This window comes from Rhizobium sp. PRIMUS64, from assembly GCF_023006465.1.
In the GTDB taxonomy this organism is placed as follows: domain Bacteria; phylum Pseudomonadota; class Alphaproteobacteria; order Rhizobiales; family Rhizobiaceae; genus Rhizobium; species Rhizobium leguminosarum.
The window spans coordinates 1-16,446 of record NZ_JALBGX010000055.1 but is presented as its reverse complement, the minus strand read 5'-3'; the positions used below and the strand labels follow the sequence as shown (position 1 = coordinate 16,446).

The window sequence follows — 16,446 nt, the reverse complement described above, 5'->3', positions numbered from 1 at the left end:
CACTCCCAAGGAGGATATGACATGGCTTTCACCACCGCACTGACCAAGCACGTTCCCTTCTCCTCGCCCCTGCTGCGCGATGCCGGCTATATCGGCGGGGTCTGGACATCAGGCGATGCCACTCGGACATTCGACGTTCTGAACCCGGCAACCGGTGAGTTGCTCGCCTCGCTGCCCGATATGGGTGCGGCCGAGACGCGGGCGGCGATCGATGCGGCTCATGCCGCCCAGCCGGCCTGGGCAGCCCGTCCGGCCAAGGAGCGCAGCGCGATCCTGCGCAAATGGTTCGACCTGATGGTCGCCAATGCCGACGAACTCGCCGCAATCCTGACCGCCGAAATGGGCAAGCCGTTCCCGGAAGCGCGCGGCGAGATCCTCTATGCCGCGGCCTATATCGAATGGTATGCGGAAGAAGCCAAACGCATCTATGGCGAGACGATCCCCGCGCCTTCCGACGATAAACGGATGATCGTCATCCGGCAGCCGGTCGGCGTCGTCGGCACGATCACGCCGTGGAATTTCCCGGCGGCGATGATCACCCGCAAGATCGCTCCGGCGCTTGCCGTCGGCTGCACCGTGGTCTCGAAGCCCGCAGAACAGACGCCGCTGACGGCGATCGCGCTTGCCGTACTCGCCGAGCAGGCCGGCATTCCGGCAGGCGTCTTCAACGTCATCGTCGGGGTCGACGGCCCGGCAATCGGCCGCGAGCTCTGCGGCAACGAAAAGGTACGCAAGATCAGCTTCACCGGTTCGACGGAGGTCGGCCGCATCCTGATGCGGCAGTGCGCCGACCAGATCAAAAAGGTGAGCCTGGAGCTCGGCGGCAACGCGCCCTTCATCGTCTTTGACGATGCCGATCTCGACGCTGCCGTCGAAGGCGCGATCGCCTCCAAATACCGCAATGCCGGCCAGACCTGCGTCTGTGCCAACCGTCTCTATGTCCAGTCGAACGTCTATGACGCCTTCGCAGCCAAGCTTGCCGCCAAGGTCGCCGAGATGTCGGTCGGCGACGGCTTCAAGCCGGGTGTCGTGATCGGGCCGCTGATCGACGAGCAAGGCCTTGCCAAGGTGGAAGATCATGTCAGCGATGCGCTTGCCAAGGGCGCCAAGGTGCTGATCGGCGGCAAGCGCATCGACGGCGCCGGCACTTTCTTCACGCCGACGGTGCTGACCGGCGTTGCGCGCGGCATGAAGGTGGCGCGCGAGGAGACCTTCGGGCCGGTGGCGCCGCTCTTTCGCTTCGACACGGTCGAGGATGTCATTCAACAGGCCAACGACACGGAGTTCGGCCTCGCCGCCTATTTCTACGCCGGCGATCTGAAAAAGGTCTGGCGGGTGGCGGAAGCGCTGGAATACGGCATGATCGGCATCAATACCGGCCTGATGTCCTCCGAGACGGCGCCCTTCGGCGGCATCAAGCAATCCGGCCTCGGCCGCGAAGGCTCGCGGCACGGCGCCGACGACTATCTGGAAATGAAATATCTCTGCATCGGCGGCGTCTGATTCACCATCCTAATGAGACAGGCACGCGGCATTGCGCCGCGTGCCGTCAATAATGCGGCGGGCGGGTGATGCCAGGCGCCTCCAGTGACTGCTCCTCGAGCGACAGGAAGCGTTCGGTCAGCCGGTCGAGCTTGGTGCGCATCTGTTCGACCGTTTTCCATTGCTCGGCGAGCTGATCGGAAAGCTCTTCGATCGTCTTTGCCTGGTGGGCCAGCATTTCTTCCAGCTGGGTGATGCGGTTCGTCTCGTCGGACATTAGAGCCTTTCCGGGTTAGATTGCAGGATTCCGCCGGAGCAGATTTTCGTCAGGGCAAAGGCGATTGGCGAAGGGCATACCCCTTGGTACGTCCGAGCCGATCGCCTTTGCCCTGACGGAAAGATGCCCGGCCCACCGGCCGCACTGCTTCGCTATGCGAAGCAATAGGTGCGTCCGGCGCTTCTAAGTCTTGCAGATTTGCCAGGCAAATCTGCGGGAAGGTTGGCTGAAACGGGCCGGCTGATCGACCGGCCGGCTTGGCCGTAGAGCTTGGCTGCGACGCGCGCCGGCGGGTCGACCATCCGACTCCGTTTGAGCCAACAGAATGCTACAATCTAACCCGGAAAGGCTCTAGACCCTCCTTTGCCGAAACCGGCAGAACAGATGGTTCTGCAAACCGGAAATAGGTCGCCGCGTCAATGCTTTCCATGCCCAGTGCAGCCATGCGCAAAACTGTACCGTTTGGTTACTAAAAGACCTTGCCGCGCCTGGTGTTGTGGGGTAGGCCCTTATCCATCAGGGAGGAATACTGATGGATGCAGGAAACGGCTTTCTTCATCCGGACCGGCTTTTTCCGGCTGATCCGGCAACACGGACCATCGCGCGAGACCTCTACGAGACAGTGCGCAATCTTCCGATCGTCAGTCCGCACGGGCATACTGAACCTTCCTGGTTCGCCGACGACAAGCCCTTTGAAGACGCGGCTTCGCTGCTGGTCATTCCCGATCACTATCTCTTCCGCATGCTGCACAGCGTCGGCGTCACGTTGGACGAACTCGGCGTGCCGCGGCTCGACGGCAAGCCGGTGGCTGAGGGGCGGGCGATCTGGCGGAGCTTTGCCGCGCATTATCATCTCTTCCGCGGAACGCCTTCGAGCCTCTGGGTCGACCACGCCATGTCGGCCGTACTCGGCTGCACGGAGCCGCTGACGGCTGACAATGCCGATGCGCTCTACGATCATATCAATGCCCAGCTTGCCCTTCCCGAATTCCGCCCGCGGGCGCTGCATCAGCGATTCGGCATCGAAACGATCGCGACGACAGATGGGGCGCTCGATCCTCTGGCGCATCACCAGAAGATGGCGGCCGACGGATGGATCGGCAAGGTGCGCACCACCTACAGGCCGGACAGTGTCACCGATCCCGACGCCGTCGGCTTCCGCGACAATCTTGTCAAGTTCGGAGAGATCACCGGCACCGACGTGACGCGCTGGGACGGTCTGATCGAGGCGCATCGGCGCCGACGCGCCTATTTCCGCCAGTTCGGCGCCACCGCGACCGATCACGGCGTGCCCACAGCCTTTACATCAGATCTGCCGCTTGCGGAAAAGCAGGCGTTGCTCGAGAAGGCGCTGAAGGGACCGCTTTCGGCCGGGGAGGCCGAGCTCTTCCGTGGCCAGATGATGACCGAGATGGCCGGGCTTTCGGCTGAGGACGGCATGGTGATGCAGATCCATGCCGGCTCCAGACGCAACACCGACCGCGGACTTTTCTCGACCCGAGGCCCCAATATGGGCGCCGATATCCCGACACCCACCGACTGGGTCGGCGGCCTGAATGCGCTGCTTTCAAGATACGGCCATGCGCCGGGGCTGCGCGTGCTGCTCTTCACGCTCGACGAGACGACCTATGCGCGCGAGATGGCGCCAATGGTCGGCCATTGGCCCTGCCTGATGATCGGCCCGCCCTGGTGGTTCCACGACAGCCCGAACGGCATCCGACGCTACCTCGACCAGGTCGTCGAGACGGCCGGCTTTGCCAATATGGCGGGTTTCAACGACGATACGCGTGCGCTGCTTTCGATTCCGGCCCGGCATGACGTCTGGCGCCGCGAAGTCTGCCGTTTCCTCGCCCAGCTCGCCGCCGAGCACCGGATTTCCAAGCGGGAAGCCGAGATCGTTGCAGGTGAGCTTTCCTATGGCAATGCGAAGAAGGCCTACAAGCTGTGACCGAACGACTGCAGACCCTTTCCGGCCTCGCCCCGACGGCGAAGCTTCCCGCCTATGACCGTAACCAGCTGAAAAGCGGCATCCTGCATCTCGGGCCGGGCGCTTTCTTCCGCGCGCATTTCGCGCCGTTTACAGATGCCGCACTTGCGACAAGCGGCGGAGACTGGGGCATCGAGGTGGCGAGCCTGCGCACTGCCGATGTCGCCGATCACCTGAACGAGCAGAACGGCCTCTATACGATGCTGATCCGCGATACGTCGGGCACGGTAGCGCAGGTGATCGGCCCCATTCTGCGGGCGCATGTGGCGACACGTGATCCGGCAGGACTGCTCGATCGGCTGGAAGATCCGGCGATCCGCATCGTCAGCCTGACGGTGACGGAAAAGGCCTATGGCATGGATACCGCGACGGGAGGGCTCGACCTCAACCATGCCGATGTGGCGGCCGACCTTGCCAACCGCCATGCGCCGCGCGGCGTCATCGGCTATCTGGTCGAGGGACTTTCCCGGCGCCGGGCGAAGGGCATCGCCCCCTTCACACCGCTCAGCTGCGACAATCTTCCGAGCAACGGCGCCGTTCTGAAACGACTGGTTCTCGATTTCGCCGAACGCGTCGACCCCTCACTTCGTCAATGGATCGAGGCAAATGTGCCCTTCCCCTCGACCATGGTCGACCGCATCACGCCGGCCAGCACCGAGGCGACCTACCAGGATGCCGAACGGCTGACCGGACGGCAGGATCTGGCGGCGATCGAGACCGAACCCTTCACTCAATGGGTGATCGAAGATCATTTCGCCAATGGCCGGCCGGCCTGGGAGAAGGCCGGCGCGCTGATGGTCACGGATGTTTCGGCCTATGAGAAGATGAAGCTCCGGATGCTGAACGGCGCGCATTCGCTGCTCGCCTATCTCGGTTATATCGGCGGCTATGAATTCATCCGCGACGTGATGGATGATGCCGGCCTGGCGGCCCTTGCCTACCGCCACATGCATGCGGCCGCAAGAACGCTCGATGCGGTTCCCGGCATCGACCTCGATGACTATGCCAGCGAATTGATAGCGCGCTTTGCAAACAAGGCGATCGCGCATCGCACCTATCAGATCGCCATGGACGGCACGCAGAAACTGCCGCAGCGGCTGCTGGAACCGGCAACCGAGGCACTGGCGCATGGCGACAAGGCGGAGACCTATGCGATCGCCGTTGCGGCATGGATGCGCTATGCGATCGGCGAGCACGGCAACGGCGAGCGCTATGAACTGCGCGATCCCCGTGCAGGCGAAATCGCCGCTCTCATCGCCGATGTCCCGCGCACCGGCCTGGCGATCTCGGCGGCTCTTTTCACCCTTCCCGGACTCTTCCCGGCAGCTTTGACAGGACACCGCGCGTGGACGCAGGACGTCTCCGACAAGCTGGAGATCCTAATTCAGGACGACCGGCTGCCGCTGTTCTAGACCCGGCTACGCCTTGATGCGCGCCATATCCGGATCGTAGAGCGGCGACAGCGACACCTTGCAAGGGATGCGTTCCCGCGCGACATCAAGCTCATAAGTGCCGGAGAGGACAAAATCCTCGGTCACGCCGTCGGGGCTGCGGACATAGCCGTAGCCGATCGGCTTGCCCAGCGTATAGCCGAAGCCGCCGCTCGACAGCCAGCCGACGCGCTTGCCGTCGCGATAGATCGTTTCACGGCCGAGCAGCACGGCATTGGCATCCTCCGGAATGAAGCAGGCGAGGCGCTTCTTCACCCCGCCCGCAAGCTGCCGTTCGATCGCCTCACGGCCGCGGAACGGAATATTCTTCCGTATCTTCACCGCCCAGCCGAGACCGGCTTCAACAGGCGTATGGTCGGGACCGATATCCGATCCCCAGGCGCGATAACCCTTTTCCAGACGGCAGCTCTCAATGGCGCGGTAACCGGCATTGACGAGGCCGAGCTCACCACCTGATGCCATCAGCACGTCATAGACCGTGGTCGCATACTCGATGGGAACATGCAGTTCGTAGCCGAGCTCCCCGACATAGGTGATGCGCAACGCCCGCACCGGGCAGCCTGCAATGCCGATGGTCCTGACCTTGCCGAAGGGGAAGGCTGCATTCGAGACGTCGCTGCCCGTCACCTTTTCCAGCACGGCGCGGGAATTCGGTCCCATCAGCGACAGCACGGAATAGGCAGACGTGACGTCGACCAGCTCGGCATGCATCGCCGCCGGGATATTGCGTGCGATCCAGTCGAAGTCATGGGTGGCGAAGCCGGTACCGGTGACGATGTAATATTCGTTCTCGGCGATGCGGGCGACCGTCACGTCGCATTCGATGCCGCCCTTGTCGTTCAGCATCTGCGTGTAGACAAGCGATCCCACAGGCCTTGCGACATCGTTGGCGGCGATCCAGGACAGCGCTGCCTCGGCATCCCTGCCCTTCAGCACGAATTTGGCAAAGGAGGTCTGGTCGAAGATGACGGCCGCTTCGCGCACGGCCTTATGCTCGCGGCCGACGGCGTCGAACCAGTTCTGCCTGGTGTAGCTGTAGATATCCTTCGGCTCCTCGTTGGCGAAGAGATCGGCAAACCAGTTCGGCCTTTCCCAGCCAAGCTTTTCGCCGAAACAGGCGCCCTGCGCCTTCAGCCGGTCATAGAGCGGCGACTTGCGGCAGGGGCGGCCGCTCGAATGTTCCTCGAACGGCCAGGCCATGGTGTAATGCTTGCCATAGGCTTCGAGCGTGCGTGTCCGCACCCAGTCGGTATCGAAATGCGGCCGGCCGAAACGGCGGATATCGACCGGCCAGAGATCATAAGGCGGTTCGCCCTTTGTCACCCATTCGGCAAGCGCCATGCCGGCGCCGCCAGCCGAGGCGATGCCGAAGGCGTTGAAACCAGCGCCGACGAAGAAATTCTTCAGCTCCGGGGCCTCGCCGAGAATGAAGTTACCATCCGGCGTGAAGCTTTCCGGGCCGTTCAGCAGCTGCTTGACGCCGACATTTTCCAGCGCCGGGACGCGGCCGAGTGCCTGTTCCATGATCTGTTCGAAATGGTCGAAACTGCTGTCGAGCAGCGTGTAGTGGAAACCCTCGGGGATGCCGCTCTTTGCCCAGGGAATGGGGTTCGGCTCGTAGCCGCCCATGACGATGCCCCCGACCTCCTCCTTATAGTAGGTCAGGCGATCGGGATCGCGCAGCGTCGGCAGGTTGGAGGGCACGCCGAAGGATTCGGTGATGATGTATTGATGCTCGACGGAGACCAGCGGCACGTTGACGCCGAAGCGGGCGGCGAAGGCGCGCGTCCATTGGCCGGCGCAGACGACGACGCGCTCGCATTCGATGCGCCCTTGCGCCGTGACGACGGCGCGGATCTTTCCCTTGTCGATTTCAAGGTCGAGGACTTCAATATCCTCGAAGATCGAAACGCCTGACATGCGGGCGCCCTTTGCCAGCGCCTGGGTAATGTCGGAGGGATTGGCCTGGCCGTCGGTTGGGAGGAAGGCGGCGCCGACGAGATCGTCTGTTGTCATTAGCGGCCAGAGATCGAAGGCTTCCTGCGGGGTCAGCAACTGCATTTCGAGGCCGAAGGACTGGGCGGTAGTCGCCTGGCGCCTGACCTCGGTCCAGCGTTCCTCGTTGCAGGCAAGGCGCAGGCCGCCATTCATCTTCCAGCCGGTGCCGAGACCCGTTTCCGCCTCCAGCCGCTTGTAGAGATCGACCGAATAGCCAAGAAGCTGGGTGATGTTGGCGCTGGTGCGCAGCTGGCCGACGAGGCCGGCGGCGTGGAAGGTGGTGCCCGACGTAAGCTTCTTGCGCTCCAGCAACACGGTATCGGTCCAGCCAAGCTTGCCGAGATGATAGGCCGTCGAGCAGCCGATGATGCCGCCGCCGATGACCACGGCCTTCGCCGTCTTCGGTAATTCCTTCGTCATTTATTGATCCCGTTCAAAGGCTTGATAGGCGCGCTCGAAGCGCGCGAGATTTTCGGCCGTGTAGCCGGCGTAATCGAAATCGATGGTGGAATGAATTTCCGAAATCATGCTCCAGAGCGTCTCGCGCAGGAGCGAAGCGCATTTCATCGCGGCATAGCGCCGGCTGAGATCATCGGTCAGCGGCCGGTCGAAATAGATCTCCAGCATCGCGCGCTCGGCCGCTTCCGGGAGTTCGTTGTTGGAGGCCAATCCGCCAAGATCGAAAAGCGGCGTGTTGAAACCGGCATAGTCCCAGTCGATCAGCCAGAGCCGCTTGCCGTCATCGAGAAAGTTGGCGGCCAGCAGATCGTTGTGGCCGAAGGCGATCTCGAAAGGCCCTGCCGCTTCTTCCAACGTCTCGGCATTGCCAACGAGCCCCGGCAGCAGGGGAAGATAGGCGCTTTCCGACGCCTTCAGATTGGCGGCATAATCGCGGATGACGTGGAAGACCCAGAAGATCATCGCCTGGCCGCGGAAATGCCGGGCAATGTCGCGATGGCAAGCGCGGACCAAGGGGACGACCCGGGCGAGCATTTGCGGCCTCCTGATATCCTCCGGCGAAAGCGCTCTTGCCTCGATATATTCGAGCACCAGGACGCCCGGCGAATGGTGGATGACCGCCGGCGAAATGCCGGCTGCATGGGCGGCACGGCTTGCGGCAAGCTCGTTCTGCCTGTTGATGTGATGGATCGGAATATCGGTACCGAGCCTGACCACGCAGCGCGCGACGGCATCGCTGACCAGATAGTTCCTGTTGGTGATGCCGCCTGCTATCGGCGAGATTTCAATCGGGCCCTGCCAGATGCCAAGCGCATGAATCCTATCTTCAGGCGTCATGCTCATCCCCCAGAGCATGATGCCGAAAAGTGTGAGCGGTTTTCGGACGACATCATGCTCTAACTATTTAACTTAGAACAGGATTCAGATTTTAGGCCGACCCGGCCTAAAATCATCCTGTTCTAGCGACCCCTTCCGAAATGATGGGGCAGAGGAGGATCTGATGTCAAGCAGCGGTACGCTTAGATCGTCTTGCCGGCGGCATCGAAGACGTGGCAGCGGGCCGGATCGAAGGAGGCCTTCACATTGGCGCCGCGCTCCACCTTCTGCTGGCCGTCAAGCGCGACGGTCAGGAGTTGGTTATCCGGCGTCGTCGTGTAGAGCATCGTGGCACCGCCGAGATTTTCAACGAGATCGACGTTGACGGTCGAGAGCGCGATTGTACCTTCGGCCAGCGAAAGATGCTCGGGACGGATGCCGAAGGTGACGTCCTCTCCCGCCCCGCCGTTCAGGCGGCGCGGCAGGCGGACGGAATTGCCGCAGACATGGATGCTGGTTTCGGCCTCGCCGACCTGCTCGATGCGGGCCTTCAGGAAATTCATCTTCGGGCTGCCGATGAAACCGGCGACGAAGCGGTTGGCCGGATTGTTATAGAGATCGAGCGGCGCGCCGACCTGCTCGATACGGCCGGAATTCAACACCACGATCTTGTCCGCCATCGTCATGGCTTCGACCTGGTCATGGGTGACATAGATCATCGTATTGCCGAGGCTGCGGTGCAGGCGGGAGATCTCGACGCGCATCTGCACGCGCAGCTCGGCATCGAGGTTCGACAGCGGCTCGTCGAACAGGAATATCCGCGGCTCGCGCACGATGGCGCGGCCGATCGCGACACGCTGGCGCTGGCCGCCGGAGAGCGCCTTCGGCTTGCGCTCCAACAGCTTCTCGATCTGCAGGATCTCGGCGGCGCGCTTCACCTTCGGCTGGATCTCGGCCTTCTTGTAACCCGCCGTCTCCAGGCCGAAGGCGAGGTTCTTGTAAACCGACATATGGGGATAGAGAGCATAGGACTGGAAGACCATGGCGATGCCGCGCTTGGCGGGCGCCACCTCGTTCATGCGCTCGCTGTCGAGCAAAAGCGCGCCGCCCGATATCTCCTCGAGACCGGCGATCATGCGCAGAAGGGTCGATTTTCCGCAGCCGGAGGGGCCGACAAAAACGACGAATTCGCCGGGATCGATCGTCAGGTCGATGCCATGGATCACATCCATCGCGCCGTAGCGCTTCTCGACCTTCTGAAGAACGACACTGGTTGCCATCTTCTCAAAACCCTCTCTTTTTATTTTGTCGGTTACTTCGTTCTTGCGCGCCAATCGGCGTATTTCGGACTGTCGGGGCCGACCGGCAGCGGCACGTCAGCGCCGCTGTCGGAAGACTGGTAGATGGCGGTGACGAGTTCCAGCGCACGGCGGGCATCCACCGTCGTCACCGGCAGCGGCGCATGGCCGCTGAGGAAGGCGTGGAACTGGCCCATCTGGGTGGTGAAACGCGGCGCAACCGGCTGCCAGTCGCCAACCACCTTGTCGATCTGTTCCCGGACGTCGTCATTCGCGGCGATGATCTTCCAGGGATCCTTACCTGGCGTATAGGGCTCGTGGCTGCTTTCGAAAGTGACATTCTCGAAATGCAGCCTGAGCCGGCTAATCTGCTCCTGCGAACCAAGGGTGCAGGAAAGCGAGACAAAGGCGCCGTTTTCCATCAGCAGGCTGGCGGAGGCACAATCCTCGACCTCGATATCATTGACACGGGTGGCGACGCGGCCGAAGACCCTTGCCGCAGGCCCCATCAGATGCATCAGCATGTCGTGCAGATGCAGCGCATGGGTGACGAGAACGCCGCCGAGCTCCGTCGCCCATTTGCCGCGCCAAGGCACGGCGTAATATTCCGGCTTGCGCAGCCAGAAGGTTTCGACCGAAGCGGTATAGGGCTTGCCAGCAATACCGGCGTCGATGATCCGCTTGGCCTTCTGGATGCCGTCGCCGTAGCGATATTGGAAGATCGGCATCAGCACGCCCTTGGCGGTCTTTTCCGCTTCCATGATGGTATCGACGGCAGCAAGCGAGCCCGTCAGCGGCTTTTCGCATACGACATGTTTACCGGCAGCCAGGGCTGCGACCACCTGTTCCAGATGGATGCCGGGAGGGGTGCAGATATCGATGATGTCGATCGTGTCGTCGGCCAACAGCTCCGCGAAGGAAGTCGTGCGCCCTTCGATGCCGAACTCGTCGCCGACCGCCGCCATGCGCTGCTCGTTCAGGTCGCAGATCGCCACGACCTTGAACTTATCGGAATGCGGCAGATAACCTTCGACGATGTGGGAGCGGCCGATACCGCAACCAACGATCGCGACCGTCCTGATGCTCATGTCGCTCTTTCCCGTTATCGCCATCAACGCTTCATGCCCGTTGTGGCGATGCCCTCGATCAGCAGGCGCTGGAAGAACAGGAAGAAGAAGAAGACCGGCACGAGCGTCAGTGTCGACATGGCGAACAAACCGCCCCAATCCGATGCACTGGTAGAATCCACGAAAGTGCGCAGGCCGAGCTGGATCGTGTAGGTGTTCATGTCGTTCAGGTAGATCAGCGGACCGAAGAAATCGTCCCAGGTCCAGATGAAGGAGAAGATGGCGGCCGTTGCCAAAACCGGCAGCGATAGCGGCAGCATGATCTTCCAATAGATGCGCCAAGCGCTGCAGCCATCCATCATCGCCGCCTCATCGAGTTCGCGCGGGATGCCGCGGAAGAACTGCACCATGAGGAAGATGAAGAAGGCATCGCTTGCCAGGAACTTCGGCACAACAAGCGGCAGGATGGTGTTCACCCAGCCGAGGTTGAGGAAGAGCACATATTGCGGGATCAGCGTCACATGGTAGGGGATCATCAACGTGCCGAGCATGATCGCGAACCAGAAGTTCCGGCCGGCAAAACGCAGCCGCGCGAAGGCGAAGGCCGTCAGCGAACAGGCGATGACATTACCCGTCACCACCAGCAGCGAGATGACGAGCGAATTCCAGAAGAACCGGCCGAAGCTGACATCGAGACCGACCCAACCGCGCGCATAGGAGGAGAGATCGATCGACGACGGGATGAGCGAGGTCGACGAGAAGATCTCGTTTTCCGGCCTTACCGATGCCGAAACCATCCACAACAGCGGATAGAGCATGAGAAGTGAAGCGGCGATCAGCAGGGCGTGGATGATGAGCGACGCCGGCAGGCTGCGTTTGGTGATGTCGGATGGCGGCCTGGCCGCAGTGACGGAAGCGGTCATCTCAGTCATCGTAGTGCACCCAATAACGTGAGGTCAGGAAGGAGAAGGCGGTGAAGATCGCGATGATCACCACCAGGATCCAGGCGAGTGCCGAGGCGTAGCCCATGCGGAAATTGCCGAAGGCTTCCTGATAGAGGTAGAGCGTGTAGAAGAGCGTCGAATTGATCGGACCGCCCGTGCCGCCGGAGATGATGAAGGCTGGTGTGAATGCCTTGAAGGCTTCAATCGTCTGGACGACGGCGTTGAAGAAGATCACCGGGGTCAGAAGTGGCAGCGTGATCTTGTAGAATTGCCGGAACTTCGAGGCGCCGTCGAGGCTGGCGGCCTCATACATATCCTGCGGGATCTGGCGCAGGCCGGCCAGGAAAATAATCATCGGCGAGCCGAACTGCCAGACGGACAGAGCCACCAGCGTGTAGATCGAATAGTTCGGATGCGAGATCCAGCTTGGGCCTTCGATGCCGAAATGCGAGAGTGCGGCATTGACGAGGCCATCGCTGGCGAAAAGCTGACGCCAGAGCACGGCGATCGCCACGCTGCCGCCCAGCAATGAGGGGAGATAGAAGATGGCCCGGTAGATCGACAGCCCACGCAGGCCACGGTTCAGCGCCATGGCGACCAGCAAGGCGAAGGTCAGTTTGAACGGCACCGAGAAGACGACATAAGTCAGGGTGACGTGCATGGCGGCCGAGAATTTCGGATCGGCCGTGGCGATGCGCACGTAATTCGCCATTCCCACCCACCTCGGCGACTGCAGCATGTCGAAGTCGGTGAAGGAGAGGTAGAGCGAAATCAGGGCCGGCCCGAGCGTCAGCCCGAAAAAGCCGATGAGCCACGGAAGAAGGAAGAGATAGCCGGGAGCATTGGCATTCCAGAGACGCCTGAAGCGTCCTTCGGCCACGGCCCCCTGATATCTTTCCACATTTATGGCCCCTGCGGGCGTGCGCATCGCATTGCTCATACGGGATCAGCCTCGTGCGAGAATCTGCGTGATTTCATCGACAAGCTGTTTGCCGCCATCGGAAGGAGATACCTGTCCGAAGGCCACTTGTTCGGCGATGTTGCGTAGGGTCAGCTCGCCTTCACCGGCGCCGGCGGGCGGTGGCGGCGGCAATTTGCCGGCGAGTTCGCCAAGGCCGCTGACATAGGCCAGCGCAATCTTGCCGTTCTCGTCGAGCTTCGCCGCGACGACCTCACGCATGGCGCTCGATTCGGGAATGCCGCGTTCGACATCCAGAAGCAGCGCTGCCTCGGGGTCCTTGACGAAGAAATTGACGTAGTCCACGGCCAGGTCCACAGCTTTCGACTGGGCGGAGACCGAGAAGAACATCGACGGCTTGCGATAGTGGCCGCCCTTCGAATCCGCCTTGACGCGCATGTAGTTGGTCAGCGCCAGCTTGTCCTTGTTCATTGCCTGATAGGCGACGAACTGGTTGGAATGGGCGAAACCAGCGGCCGACTTGCCGAGCGATACCGTGTTGGTTTCGATATCGTTCTTATCGAGGGCCTGGACATCGGCAGGAACGCAGGCGCCGGCAGCCCGGAACTTGGCCCACATGTCGTACCATTCCGAGGCATCGTCCACGCCGAAGGCGATCTTGCCGTCGGCGGTATAAAGCGCCTTGCCGCGCTGACGCAGCCAATTTTCGAACAGCGGCTCACCGCCGCTGCCGTCGGCCATGCCGAACATGCCCTTGCGTTTGCCCGCCTTGGTGATCTCCGCACCGATGCGGCCGAATTCTTCCCAGGTGGTTGCCTGGGTCGGCAGATCGACGCCGGCCTCCTTGAAGGCAGTGGTGTTCAGGACCGTGGCCGCCGAATTCGCCCCGAGGCTGACGCCGTAGAGGTGGCCGTCGACACTGCCGCCTTCGATCTGCGCCTTGTCGAAATCGTCGAGGTTGAGCTTGGCCGGCATATAGGATTCGAGCGGGGCGAGCGCGCCGCGCCGCGCATACTGGACGATATAGCGATAGTCCATCTGGACGACATCGGGCGCGTTGCGGCCGGCGACCTGGGTCGCAAGGCGCGGCCAGTAGTCGCCCCAGCCGAGGAATTCGCCGGTGATCGACGTGCCCGGCTTCTTCGTCTGATAGAGCTGCGATACCTTGTTGGTGCGATCGGCGCGCGGCTGCGAGCCCCACCACAGGAGACGCAGGCGCGTTTCCTGTGCCAAAGCGCTGGTTCCCAGCGCCGAGAGCGAAAGAAGCGTCGCTCCTCCCGCAACGAAATTACGTCTGCTTACACGTAGGCTCATTTTTTCCTCCTCCAAAGGGAAGCGCCTCCACACGCTTCCGAACCTAGTTACCCTTGCATAAATAACTAATTGGTTACAAGCTACGGGCAAAGCGGCGAGCGTGTCAAGCGGTGTCGCTCGCGGGCCGTTCAAATTCGGTTTTTACAATTTCGCACCGAAGGCTTATGAGCGCAACATGTGAAGACGGAGGTGGAGAGATGAACGACAGCGGGGAGAAGGGGGCAAAGAAACGGTCTCGACGCCCGGTCGCGGAACGGACGGCCCACCGCGATCCGGAGCGGACACGCGCTGCGATCCTCGAAGCGGCAACCCGGGAATTCGCTGAAAACGGCATGGGTGGGGCTCGCGTCGATGCGATCGCCGAGCGCGCCGGCACCAACAAGCGGATGCTCTATCATTATTTCGGCGACAAGGAGCAGCTCTACCTCAAGGTGCTCGAAGAAGCCTATGTCGGCATCCGCACCGCCGAGCGCGCGCTTCATATCGGCGACCGCAGCCCCGAGGAAGGCATCGGCGAACTGGCACTCTTCACCTGGCGTTATTTTCTCCAGCATCCGGAATTTCTCAGCCTGCTCGGCACGGAAAATCTGCATCGCGCCCGCTGGCTGCGTCAGTCCGTCCGGCTCAAGGAACTGCATTCGCATTTGATCGGCGAGCTTTCTCAAGTGCTCGAGCAGGGAAAGAAGCAGGGCGTCTTCATCCAGACCGCCGATCCCCTGCATGTCTACCTGACGATCGCCTCGCTCGGTTATTTCTACCTTTCCAACCAGTACACGCTGTCGACGATCTTCGGCCGCGACCTGATCGAGCCGACCCATATCAATGCCTGGGAGAGGCATATCGTCCACGTCACGCTCGCCTCGATCAAGCGCTAGAGCCTTTCCTGATCTCGAAAATCGGATTTGACTCTTGACAGCCGCTCCGATCTTCTGCCATCAAGTAACTGTTTAGTTACCGGCTTGGGAGGGCCGGGCCAGGATGCCCGCTCCCGCCGCAAAAGATTGCTGGGAGGAAAAAATGGCACGCTTGGGGATCATCTTGCACGGCGTCACCGGCCGCATGGGGTACAATCAGCACCTGGTGCGTTCGATTCTCGCTTTCCGCGACCAGGGCGGCATCACGCTCAAATCGGGCGAGAAACTCGAGATCGACCCGATCATCGTCGGCCGCAACGGCGCCAAGATGGACGAGCTGGCGAAGAAGCACGGCATCAAGCGCTGGTCGACCGATCTCGATGCGGCTCTTGCCAATCCCGACGACACGATCTTCTTCGACGCAGGCACGACGCTGATGCGAGCCGAGCTGCTGTCCAAGGCGCTCGATGCCGGCAAGCATGTCTATTGCGAAAAGCCGATCTCCGACGATCTGCAGGTGGCACTCGACCTTGCGCGCAAGGCGCGCGGCTCCGGCCTCAAGCACGGCGTCGTGCAGGACAAGCTCTTCCTGCCCGGCCTGCGCAAGCTGGCGCTGCTCAGGGATTCCGGCTTCTTCGGCAAGATCCTCTCGGTGCGCGGCGAATTCGGCTACTGGGTTTTCGAAGGCGATTGGGGCGTGCCGGCTCAGCGCCCGTCCTGGAACTACCGTAAAGGCGACGGCGGCGGCATCATTCTCGACATGCTCTGCCACTGGCGCTACGTGCTCGACAATCTGTTCGGGGAGGTCAAGGCTGTCTCCTGCCTCGGCGCCACTCATATCGGCCAGCGCATCGACGAGCAGGGCAAGCCCTATGATTGCGACACGGACGATGCGGCCTATGCGACCTTCGAGCTCGAAGGCGGCGCGATCGCGCAGATCAATTCCTCCTGGGCCGTTCGCGTCCGCCGCGACGACCTCGTCACCTTCCAGGTCGACGGCACACATGGTTCGGCCGTCGCCGGCCTGACGAAATGCTGGAGCCAGCACCGCGTCAACACGCCGAAGCCAGTCTGGAACCCGGACCAGCCGCAAACGATCGACTTCTACAAGACCTGGGACGAGGTTCCTGACACGCAGCCATTCGACAACGGCTTCAAGGCCCAGTGGGAAATGTTCATCCGCCATGTCGTCGAAGATGCGCCGTGGCCCTATGGCCTGGAAGCCGGCGCCAAGGGCGTACAGCTTGCCGAACTCGGCCTGAAATCATGGGCCGAGCGCCGCTGGCTCGATGTTCCCGCACTGGAGTTCTGAGCCGTGACGACGATCAATCTCCCTCTTGACGGCAAGATCGTTCCCTACACGCTGACAGGCACGCCGATCGCGCTCGCCAAGCGCGACGCCAAGGCCTTTCCACGCATCGCCTTTGCCGCGGCCCATGTCGTCGCCGATCCGCTCGCCGACAACGATCCGTGGCTGACACCGGCGATCGATTGGGAGCGGACGCTCGCCTTCCGCCATCGGCTCTGGGATCTCGGCCTCGGCGTTGCCGAAGCGATGGATACGGCGCAGCGCGGCATGG

14 protein-coding genes are annotated in these 16,446 nt (G+C 61.9%); 6 read left to right on the top strand and 8 right to left on the bottom strand.

The genetic code is table 11. From position 1 onward, the window contains the following. Nucleotides 1-21 precede the first annotated feature (21 nt). Complete coding sequence (locus tag MOV76_RS21180) at nucleotides 22-1,503, top strand: NAD-dependent succinate-semialdehyde dehydrogenase (protein WP_130718482.1); 1,482 nt, start codon at nucleotides 22-24, stop codon at nucleotides 1,501-1,503. A gap of 46 nt (nucleotides 1,504-1,549) precedes the next feature. Here the strand turns inward: MOV76_RS21180 and MOV76_RS21175 are convergent, their stop codons facing one another. Continuing rightward, nucleotides 1,550-1,759: a SlyX family protein gene (locus MOV76_RS21175; protein ID WP_012759624.1), complete on the bottom strand. Its 210-nt coding sequence runs from the start codon at nucleotides 1,757-1,759 to the stop codon at nucleotides 1,550-1,552. A gap of 532 nt (nucleotides 1,760-2,291) precedes the next feature. Between MOV76_RS21175 and uxaC the strand changes: the two genes are divergently transcribed. After that, nucleotides 2,292-3,707: a glucuronate isomerase gene (gene uxaC / locus MOV76_RS21170; RefSeq protein ID WP_247265217.1), complete on the top strand. Its 1,416-nt coding sequence runs from the start codon at nucleotides 2,292-2,294 to the stop codon at nucleotides 3,705-3,707. Continuing rightward, nucleotides 3,704-5,158, top strand: a complete 1,455-nt coding sequence (locus MOV76_RS21165; protein ID WP_247265216.1) for a mannitol dehydrogenase family protein — start codon at nucleotides 3,704-3,706, stop codon at nucleotides 5,156-5,158. The genes uxaC and MOV76_RS21165 overlap by 4 nt, the downstream gene beginning before the upstream one ends. 6 nt (nucleotides 5,159-5,164) lie before the next feature. On the opposite strand, the gene MOV76_RS21160 is transcribed toward MOV76_RS21165, so the two are convergent. The 7 genes from MOV76_RS21160 to MOV76_RS21130 form a co-directional block, all read right to left on the bottom strand. Beyond that, the gene (locus MOV76_RS21160) at nucleotides 5,165-7,615 is read right to left on the bottom strand and encodes an FAD-dependent oxidoreductase (protein ID WP_247265215.1); all 2,451 of its coding nucleotides are present in this window, start codon (nucleotides 7,613-7,615) and stop codon (nucleotides 5,165-5,167) included. Beyond that, entirely contained in the window at nucleotides 7,616-8,491 is an 876-nt protein-coding gene (locus MOV76_RS21155; protein ID WP_026230928.1) for a phosphotransferase, read from the bottom strand. It lies immediately after the preceding gene. Between the two features lie 182 nt (nucleotides 8,492-8,673). Next, a complete protein-coding gene (locus MOV76_RS21150) occupies nucleotides 8,674-9,750 on the bottom strand; it encodes an ABC transporter ATP-binding protein (RefSeq protein ID WP_018448050.1) in 1,077 nt (358 codons plus the stop codon). A 32-nt stretch (nucleotides 9,751-9,782) separates the two neighbouring features. Beyond that, nucleotides 9,783-10,880, bottom strand: coding sequence for a Gfo/Idh/MocA family protein (locus tag MOV76_RS21145; protein WP_247265214.1), 1,098 nt, complete (start codon nucleotides 10,878-10,880; stop codon nucleotides 9,783-9,785). Then, a complete protein-coding gene (locus tag MOV76_RS21140) occupies nucleotides 10,880-11,767 on the bottom strand; it encodes a carbohydrate ABC transporter permease (RefSeq protein WP_027682265.1) in 888 nt (295 codons plus the stop codon). The genes MOV76_RS21145 and MOV76_RS21140 overlap by 1 nt, the downstream gene beginning before the upstream one ends. Continuing rightward, entirely contained in the window at nucleotides 11,760-12,719 is a 960-nt protein-coding gene (locus MOV76_RS21135) for a carbohydrate ABC transporter permease (protein WP_018244229.1), read from the bottom strand. Before MOV76_RS21135 ends, MOV76_RS21140 begins: the two co-directional genes overlap by 8 nt. A 6-nt stretch (nucleotides 12,720-12,725) precedes the next feature. After that, complete coding sequence (locus tag MOV76_RS21130; RefSeq protein ID WP_247265213.1) at nucleotides 12,726-14,012, bottom strand: ABC transporter substrate-binding protein; 1,287 nt, start codon at nucleotides 14,010-14,012, stop codon at nucleotides 12,726-12,728. Nucleotides 14,013-14,209: 197 nt separating this feature from the next. Between MOV76_RS21130 and MOV76_RS21125 the strand changes: the two genes are divergently transcribed. From MOV76_RS21125 to MOV76_RS21115, 3 genes are all read left to right on the top strand, one after another. Beyond that, nucleotides 14,210-14,887: a TetR/AcrR family transcriptional regulator gene (locus MOV76_RS21125; RefSeq protein WP_247265212.1), complete on the top strand. Its 678-nt coding sequence runs from the start codon at nucleotides 14,210-14,212 to the stop codon at nucleotides 14,885-14,887. Between the two features lie 142 nt (nucleotides 14,888-15,029). Beyond that, the gene (locus tag MOV76_RS21120) at nucleotides 15,030-16,178 is read left to right on the top strand and encodes a Gfo/Idh/MocA family protein (RefSeq protein ID WP_018244226.1); all 1,149 of its coding nucleotides are present in this window, start codon (nucleotides 15,030-15,032) and stop codon (nucleotides 16,176-16,178) included. 3 nt (nucleotides 16,179-16,181) lie between these two features. Continuing rightward, on the top strand, nucleotides 16,182-16,446 hold a 265-nt coding region (locus MOV76_RS21115), incomplete at its 3' end, for a DUF993 family protein (protein WP_247265211.1).